The following is an 8,892-nucleotide window of genomic DNA, read 5'->3' as shown; positions in this document are numbered from 1 at the left end:
TCAGACCCTCCCGACAAGAGGGAGCATCTGAAGATGCTCCCCTACGAATCGCTTGAGCGGTGTCTGAAGATACCTTCCCATCCGAGCGAGATTCTGAGCGATGTTCACACAGCATGGAAGAATGGCAAAAGTCGAGCTGAGGCCGTAGGGGAGCCCTTTGCGGGCTCCCCCCTACGGGAGGGGGATAGACCCCTCCCCTACAGGGACCAAGAAGAGGCTGCGGCACTACCGGCCGGAGCCGGTGATGCCGTGCTTCTTCATGAGCCGCTGGAGGGTGGTGCGATGGACGCCGAGAGCGATCGCGGTGTGACTGATGTTGCCGTCGTGGTCCGAAAGAGCGGAGGTGATGTATTTCCTTTCGTATTCGCCGACGGCCAGGTCGCGGGGAGAGGCTTTCTCGGTTGCGCCCTTCTTGGAGGCAGCGGAAAGCGATCCACCCAGATCAAGATCCTCCGCCTTGATCAGCGGCCCTTCGGCTCGGGCCACCGCCTTGCGGATCGTGTTCTCCAGTTCCCGCAGGTTGCCGGGCCACGCATACGTCGAGAGCCGTTCCAATGCCTCCTCCGCGAATCCGGCGATCTCGGGCGATTCCCCCCTGCCGGGCATTCGATCGAGAATCGCGACGGCAATGGCGGGCACGTCTTCAAGACGTTCGCGAAGCGGCGGGACATGGATGTCGAGTCCGGCGAGATGATAGTAGGCATCCTCCCTGAATCGGCCTGCCCGCACTTCCTCGCGTAGATCCTTGAACGTTGCGGCCAGAACCCTCGCATCGGTGGACCCGGCGATCTTCCCTCCGCGCGCCACACCCAGGCCGAGCAGTTTCGGCTGGAACTCGCGAGGTAGATCGCCCACCTCATCCAGGAAGAGGCTGCCTCTCGATGCCTGCTCCAAGGCCCCCGCCCATCCGCCCTTCCGACTCTCCGCCGCCGGAAAATCCTCGATCGAGGCGCAGTGAAGCACGACAAAGGGTCCCACGGATCGGGCCGAGAAGCGGTGGATGGCGCGCGCGACAGCCTCTCGTCCCGCGCCTGCTTCACCTGAAACAAGAACGTGCGCTTCCGCCGCTGCAACGCGGCGGATTTCTGCGAGCAGAGCCCGCGCCCTCGCGGAGGCGCCCACGAGCCCCGGCGCCTCCCAATCCGACGGGCCGACTTGCCGCAGCAACTCCGATCGATCCCTCGCGTGGCCGGTTTGCAACGCCGCGCGGACCGATTGCCGGAGTTGGTCCACGGTAAACGGCTTGGTGAGGTAGTCCGCCAGGCCGCGCTTGAACATGTCCACGGCGGATTGGACGGAAGGATAGGCGGTAATGAGGATGACGGGAAGGTGCGGTGAAATCTTCCGGGCGGTGCGGAGAACCTCTTGGCCGCCTCCATGAGGCATCTTCAGGTCCGTCACCACGAGATCGATGTCTTCCTTGAGCAGAATCGGCTCCGCCTCTCTGGGGGACGTCGCCCCGACCGTCTCGTAACCGACCTTCCCGAGGGCCTGGCGGCAAGTTTCCTGCATGGCTTGATCGTCTTCGACGACGAGGATCTTCGCGTGGGAATCGATTTCCATCGGACCTAGAGGGATTCCCAGGGCGGTGTCGTCCCGGCATGTTCTTGTAGGGGAGGGTCTTTTGACCCTCCCAAGGCGGGAGCATCTGAAGATGCTCCCCTACGTTTCGGAGATCTCAGGAACAGCACTCAGGCAAGCCCCTTGGTGGGCAGAATCACCGTGGCAGTCGTGCCCTTGCCGGCCTCGCTCCGCAACTCCAACGTTCCCCCATGGGCACGCACGATGGAATGCGAGATGGCCAGACCCAGGCCCAAACCTTCCTCCTTGGTCGTAAAAAACGGTTCCGTCGCGCGATTCAATTCGTCCTCACTCATTCCCTTTCCTTGATCCGAGACTTGCAGATGAAGGCCATCACCGTCAAGCGACGCGCGAACGACGATCTCCCCCCCCTCCGGACTCGCGTCCACGGCGTTGGTCAAGAAGTTGAACAGGACCTGCTGGAGGCCCTGGCCGTCGCACATGACCGGCGGGAGGTTGGACGGAATATCTGTGCGGATGACGCATCGGGCAAGATGGATCTTGTCCCCCAGCAGTTCCACACACTCCTGGACCATTGTGGGAAGTTTGGCCGGTCGCGGCCGGAGGCCGCCCGCCGTCGTGTACCGCGCGAACTGGAGAAATTTCTGTACGGCCAACGTGGCCCGCCTGGACGCGATCCTCAATCGGGCGACCTCCCGCGCCGCATCAGGGGTCAATTCTCCCGAACGCGCCCGATCTTCCAGAAACTCGGAGTTCATAGCCAGAACACCGAGGGGGTTGTTGACCTCGTGGGCTATCGTGGCCGAGACCTCGCCGAGATACGCGAGCTTCTTCGCGGCGTCGAGCTGCTTGGTTCGTTCCTCCAATCGAGCCATGAGATCATGGAAGTGTCCCGCTATGGCGGAGGTTTCCAGAGTATCTTTAACCCCCTCTCCGCCTCCCGTGCGACGATCGAGGACGACGGCCCGTTCAATGGCCGAGCTGAGGGCCTCCAAGGGGCGGCTGATGTACAGCGCCAGGAGCACCGCCGCAAGGATGCAGCCGCATCCGATCCACACCGCGGAAATCACGATCGCATGGTTGAGGGCTTGTACAGGGGAGAGCGTCATACCGATCCGGACGACCACCTGACCCTTCCGAACTTCATAGTCATAGAGCAATTTTTCAGCCATGCGAACGATCCGCGCCGACACTTCGGAACTTCTCTTCGTTTCGTGCGGCACGGCGAGGAGATCGGCCGGCAGTCCCGACGGGAACGTGCTCCAAATGGGGCGACCATCCGGCTCCAGCACGGCGATATACCGGATGTCCGGGATCGCCTTCATTTGCGACTGGAGGAGATTGGCCAGCCCCGTCAGATCTTCATAGTAGACCAACGGGCCGGCCTGCGCGGCGAGGGCGCTCGTGATGTGGACGCCCCTCTCACGGTAGAAACCGAGGGAAGATTTTGAAACGAGGTACCCGAGTGAGATGGCCAGAAACCCGACGCAGATGGCTAGAAGGATGACAAACGATGCCGAAATTCTCGTCCGAAGCTTGAGGGGTCGGCGCACGAGCCGGGCGAACATGGCACCTACCGGTGGCCCTGGAGGTAGCGATCGACTTTGCGAATGATGTTCTCGGCGGAATCGTATAGTCCGGGCGGCGGGGCCTCGAAACGCCGGATGGCGAGCGAATCGAGCGTATCCCTTCCCAGCTTGGAATCGGCCATGTTCAGAAATGCCTTCTGAAGATGGGCTCGGAGAGGCGGCTCGAGAGCCCTCGGTACCACCACGGGCGACGAGCCGAACGGCGGAGAACGGTGGACGATCCGGAGCGACCTAGCAAGGGCCGGGTTGTGGCGAACTTCGTAGTCATAGACGAGGCTGTCCACGGCGGCTCCGTCCGCGATTCCATCCACCACGGCCTTGATGCTGCCGTCGTGACTGTAGGTGAACGTCGTCCCGGAAAAGTATTCCCCGGGATTGACTCCCCTATCCAACAGCATGGAGAGGGCGTAGTAGTGGCCGCTCAAAGAAAGCGGGTCGCTGAAGGCAAACGAGCGCCCCTTCAGATCGGTCATCGTGCGAGCGGCATCCTCCGCGCGCACGATGATGAAGGAATAGTACACCGGCCCGTCCGTGTAGATCGGAACGGCAATGGCGTCGAGAGGGACCCTGTCCGCCTGAGCCTGGATGTAGGCGCCGGTGCAGATGATGGCGGCCTGGACCGTCCCATGGCGAAGGAGTTCGTTGACTTCGCCGTAGGTTTTCCGCTGGACGAGTCGGACCGGGCCGGCCAGACGGTATGAGAGGTAGTCCGCAATGGACTGGTATCCCTCGATTGTCCGATTGACCGAAAGGACGGGCGCGATGGCGATTCTCAGCGGATGGACAGGGCTATCCGCCTTGAGAACGTTGTCCGACCCCGTGCGGATATCGAAGGGTCTACTCCCCTCCCGCGCGGACCACCAGCTTTCCACGGCGAGAAAGCCCGCGGTCAGGGCGATGCCTCCGACGAGCACCCAGGCGCCTTTGGACACGGCGGAGCGGATGTTCACAGCTCCCCCGTGGGGGTTACATGACGGGGGTCAGCCTTTCCAGGCAGGTCTTGTCGGAGGCAATGAAGTCGGCCGCCCCGGCGCAGACGCCGCGGTAGAATCCCCTGGACGTTTCGCCCACTCGACGGGCGAACTGGGGGAACCATCTGCCCAGGTGGTCACGCAGGAAAATCTGCTCCCGGCGGCGCCAGCCGGCCACGGCATCTCCGTACCCTTCCATCGCCGCCCGCGCTTCAAGTCCGCAGAGATAGGACATGAACTCAAGTTCCGTGGCCGCGTGGTCGGGGAAATCCTTGACGGAGAGTTGGACGCCGACTTGGGCGTATTCGGACTCCAGCCGGAACGAGAGAGCCGCGCTCATCTCCGGATCCACGTAGGCTCCCTCGTACGGGTAGCAGAAGTCATGGCGGCTGGAGCGGAAGAAGCGGACGTAGTCGGATTGCAGGTCGGCGAGATTGGCTGCTCCGGGCTCCCGCCCTCCCGCGGCACTTCCTCCGTCCTGGAGGTCGCCGTTGAGGGAGAGGACGGCTTGCGTGATCCCGTGATCCCGTGATCCCGTGATCCCGTCCGTCCGTTTGCCGATTCCTCGGCTCTGGTTCACGGGTTCACGATTTACGGCGTCACCCTCCGCCAGCCACCGGGCGGCGGCTTTCAGGTGCTCGATGCGGTCGGGCTCGGGGTAGAGAAGCAGGCCGGCGAAGAAACGATAGGCGGTTTGGCGGTGTAGGGGGGAACCTTCAGGCCATGTTCCATGCCGCGCCACCCCTGGCGCGGCGACATTGCATGGCCCCGTGCCCTCCGTGGCACGGGGTCCTCCCTTCTGGGGAGCAGCTAAAGCTGCTCCCCTACGGGATGCTTCGCTTTCTACGAAGGAATGGCCCCTCGTGGGGGAGGATCCCCGTGGGGGTGGGCTTGTTACCAGGGGATCGTACCCCCTTCGTATTCGGTCTTGCCCAGTTTCTGAACGTCGGCCGGAATGGGAATCTGCTCAATGAGGTGAGCCGCGGCGGCCGGGGCTTTGCCGATGAAGTAGACCTTGGGCTCGGTCTGGGCCACGTCCTTGAGGCGGAACGTTTCCGATTTGCGCGAGGCCAAGGCCTTGGCCACGTCGCTGCCGGCGTCGTCCAGATCGCCGAAGATGATCGCACCGACGGGGCAGGCCTGTTGGCAGGCCGTTTTCGTGATGCCGTTCTCCAGACGGTGGACGCAGAAGGTGCATTTCCCGACGGTGTTCTCGCGGTGTCCCGCGCCTGCCACGCGCCGTTCTATTTTTTTCTTGGGATCCTCGTCCCAGGAGTACGCCTTCTCCAGTTCCGGTTTCCAATACGGCGGGACGGCGCCACCGGTGGTGCTTGCAAGGTCCGCGTGGCCGTAATCAAGCCCGTAGTTCTCCTCGGGCTTCTTGGCGTTGAAATAGTTCACGCCATAGGGACAGGCCTGTTCGCAGTAACGCACGCCGCGGCAATTGTCCACGTCGGTGAGAACGAGCCCGCCCTTCCACTTGATCCGCGCATCGTAGGGGCAGGCCTTCACGCAGGGCGGGTTGTCGCAATGGTTGCACGGGCGAGGCAGAAAACGGATCGTGGAACTCGGATACGTTCCCTCTTCCCATCGGAACGTGTACATGAAGAAGTGGCCGAGGGGCGTTCCGTTCTCCGTCTTGCACGCCTCCATACAGGCGCGGCAGCCCATGCATTTTGAGAGATCGATGACCATTCCGTATCGTGCCATGGTTCGTTACCTCCTTACGCTTTGGAGACGCCGACCTTCACCTGGAAGGACGCATCCATCGTGCACTGGACGTAGCCCTCGCTCGTGAAGAAGAGCTCGTTTGGCGTGGGCCCCTGGTCCTTCGCGTTGGGGTGCGTCGTTATCCCGTAATGGTGCGACAGGGCCACCGTGTCCGGGCGGATACTCTCGACGAGGCGGGCGGCGGTCCTGATCGACCGCGTCTCGCCCGTAACGGCATTGTGGCTGGTCACGGTCACGGCATCACCCTCGGCAATGCCTTTCGCCTTCGCCGTTGCGGAATTGATGACCAGACCCTGTTTGGGCGCGAGCTCGGCGAGCAAGGGCACGAAGCTCGACCGGCTCTGCTTGTGCTCGATCTTCTTGTAACTGATCAAGTGAAGATCATACGTGCCCGGCGAGGAATACATCGTCGGCGCCCTCCACGTGGGGAACGCCGTGTAGTCCTGGTAGTAGATCGCTTCCACGCCTTTTCCCTTCATCGTGGTCTGGTACTTGAGGAGCGACTCGCCGTACAGGCGGTGCTTCGCTCCCGCATAGCTTTGGGCGGCGGGATAGGCGTCTTTCGCCGAGATCGCCTTGCGCCCGGTGTTGCCGTGCTGCTCAAGGTAGGCGATGCCGTCCGCCTTGCCGAGCTTGTCCTTCGCCCAGCGATCGAACATGTCCCGCACGGTGGGTTTGGAGCTCACATCCATCTTGTTGCCCGAGAGCGACAGCTCCTTGTTGAGCTGTGCGACAAGGCCCTTGTCGCCCGTGAGGAACCCGGCCCGGTCGGCGATGTCGATGTAGATCTCCATCTCGCCGCGGGACTCCCACAGCGCCGGGATCGGGGGCATTCGGAGGGAATCGGCCTTCTCATAGAGCGCCTTGCCGCTGCCCGGTCCCTCGTATTTCTCGATGGTGGCCGCGGGTAGGATGACGTCCGCAAAGAGACTCGCCGTATCGGAGAGCCACGGGTTGATGTCCACCACGAACTCGATCCTCTTCCACGCCTCTCGAATCGTCTTGCTGTCCGCGAACGACACGGCGCCGTTGTTCATGTGGAAGATCGCGACCTTCGGGAGCGTCGCCTCGTTCACACCGTACTTGGACGGGTTAAGCCAGATGTTTGCCAGGAAGGATGGATTCGTGGTCTTGATGGGGAAGAACTTGCTGCCGCTGAGATCCCAGTTGTAGGGGCCGTCCTTGATGCCGGCTTCGTCCAATTTCTTGTAGTTCTCATGCAGGGCCGTCGCTCCGATGTCTATTTGGGTTCCCCCCGGCACGCCCACGGCGCCCAGGAGCATGAACACCATGATGGCCGCGCGGCCGGCGGGCATCCCAAGTTCCTGCTGGGTCACATGGTAGGCCATCATCGCGGAGGGGCGAAGGGGGAGGGTGATGCCGTCTATCGTGGTCGTCCCGCCGATGTTCGCGTTGGACGCCAATTCCCTGGCCACGCGCTCAACGGTCCCAGAAGGGATATCGCAGGTGGAGTCCGCCCATGCGGGTGTGTAGCCCTTGCCCGTCAGGTGGTCTTTCATCCTTTCAAGGGCGGGCTTGACGGTTGCGCCGTCCACCGTGTAGGAGCCGTCGAGCACTGGGTCGATGCCCGCGGTGTCGTAGGCGACGGCCGCGCTCGTTTTCGTGTCCCAGACCAATTCCTTCGACGTCTGGGTGCCGTCAGAGGCGGTGGTCGTAACCTTCGCCACCGTGCCATCGTCTTTCACGAGGTACGGGGCGTTGGTGTAGGTCTTGAGATAGTCCTTGTCCAGGTGGCCGTTCGTGACGAGGTAGTGCTGGAGGCCGAGGAAGAAGGCGAGGTCCGTGCCCGGCTTGTTGGGGATCCACTCGTCCGCGTGCGGGCCGGTTCCCCGGCGGAACGGATCGAGCGCCACCACCTTCATTCCGTTGGCCCGGGCTTTCACGAATTCCTGCGGCCACGTGATGAAGCAGAACTTGTTCCCGCCGGCGCTCGTGAGGTTCCATCCCCAGGAGAGGAGGTACTTGGTGTTCTTGAAATCGGGGTGGTACACGCCATGGTAGCCGATCGTATACTCCGCCGCGCGATAGCCGCTATCCGAGCAGTAGGCCCCGTGGCCGATCTTGTAATTCTTGTAGCCCGCCTCCTTCATCGCATTGATGAACGCGCCGTCATACAGAGGCTCCGACTTGCTCCGCCCTTTCTGCCACAAGACATAGGAAGAGGCGCTCTTGGCGGCTTTCAGCTTGTCCGCCACGGTGTTCAGGGCCTCGTCCCAACTGATCTGGACGAACGCGCCGGCTTCTCCCTTGGCATTGGTTCGCTTGAGGGGGGTTTTCACGCGGTTGTAGTCGTAGATACCCTGAAGCTGCGCGAAACCCTTCGGACAGAGCGTGCCGTTGTTTCGTGGGTTGTCAGGATTTCCTTCGAACTTGACGATCCTCTTGACTTCCCGGTCCCCGATCGTTTGCGTGAGAACGCGCGCCGTCATCCCGCAATCCTGTTTGCCGATCCAGCAGCTCGTGTACTTCGTCTCCTCCGTGAACTCGATCGGGTAGGCGGCGTGAAGGTCCGGGGGTGTCTTCCAGATTTCTTCCTTTTTCCCGCCACCGTCGCAACTCTGAAGGGTTTCCAGAACGAGGAAACTGCCCAAGCCGGCGGCGGTTGTCGCCATGAAATCTCTTCGGGTTATCTGTTGCTTCATGCGAACCTCCTCGTTTCTACGTGTTCGTGGGGGAGCATCTTCAGATGCTCCCGATTGGGAGGGTGTAGACACCCTCCCCTACGTATTCACGCATGGAATGTGCGTGCGATATCGAATCAGAGCAGTGGCACTGCTGACGCATTTGTGCAGCACTATGCCAAAGCCTGAAAACCCGTGTGATGACGGCCATCAAGGAAAAGATCGTCTTTCCAGCGGGGCTATGAGATTGCCTCGAATCCGCACCAGGCCTCGTTTGAAAACGCACTGGACCGGTAGCCGCAGGCTTTAGCCTGCGTCCGAAAACGCACCCTAAAGGCCATGTGACATGCCGTGCCATCCGTGGCACGGCGACATCTCATGGCCCCATACCGTCCTCGGCATGGGGGTGCGCCTACC

At 62.1% G+C, this 8,892-nt stretch carries 6 protein-coding genes; all 6 read right to left on the bottom strand.

The features are described from left to right. Positions 1–225: 225 nt before the first annotated feature. The 6 genes from HYT87_09330 to HYT87_09305 all read right to left on the bottom strand — a co-directional run bounded on the left by HYT87_09330 (position 226) and on the right by HYT87_09305 (position 8,496). A complete protein-coding gene (locus HYT87_09330; GenBank protein MBI2059958.1) occupies positions 226–1,563 on the bottom strand; it encodes a sigma-54-dependent Fis family transcriptional regulator in 1,338 nt (445 codons plus the stop codon). Positions 1,564–1,691: 128 nt separating this feature from the next. Then, entirely contained in the window at positions 1,692–3,110 is a 1,419-nt protein-coding gene (locus tag HYT87_09325) for a hypothetical protein (GenBank protein MBI2059957.1), read from the bottom strand. A 5-nt stretch (positions 3,111–3,115) separates the two neighbouring features. Beyond that, positions 3,116–4,081: a phosphate/phosphite/phosphonate ABC transporter substrate-binding protein gene (gene phnD / locus HYT87_09320; protein ID MBI2059956.1), complete on the bottom strand. Its 966-nt coding sequence runs from the start codon at positions 4,079–4,081 to the stop codon at positions 3,116–3,118. A 16-nt stretch (positions 4,082–4,097) separates the two neighbouring features. Then, the gene (locus HYT87_09315; GenBank protein ID MBI2059955.1) at positions 4,098–4,844 is read right to left on the bottom strand and encodes a molecular chaperone TorD family protein; all 747 of its coding nucleotides are present in this window, start codon (positions 4,842–4,844) and stop codon (positions 4,098–4,100) included. Between the two features lie 152 nt (positions 4,845–4,996). Then, positions 4,997–5,812, bottom strand: coding sequence for a 4Fe-4S dicluster domain-containing protein (locus HYT87_09310; protein ID MBI2059954.1), 816 nt, complete (start codon positions 5,810–5,812; stop codon positions 4,997–4,999). A gap of 14 nt (positions 5,813–5,826) precedes the next feature. Beyond that, a complete protein-coding gene (locus HYT87_09305; GenBank protein ID MBI2059953.1) occupies positions 5,827–8,496 on the bottom strand; it encodes a molybdopterin-dependent oxidoreductase in 2,670 nt (889 codons plus the stop codon). Positions 8,497–8,892: the final 396 nt, after the last annotated feature.

The organism is Nitrospirota bacterium, from assembly GCA_016180645.1.
GTDB lineage: Bacteria > JACPQY01 > JACPQY01 > JACPQY01 > JACPQY01 > JACPAV01.
The sequence above is the reverse complement of the archived record's forward strand: the minus strand, read 5'-3'. Positions and strand labels throughout refer to the sequence as shown.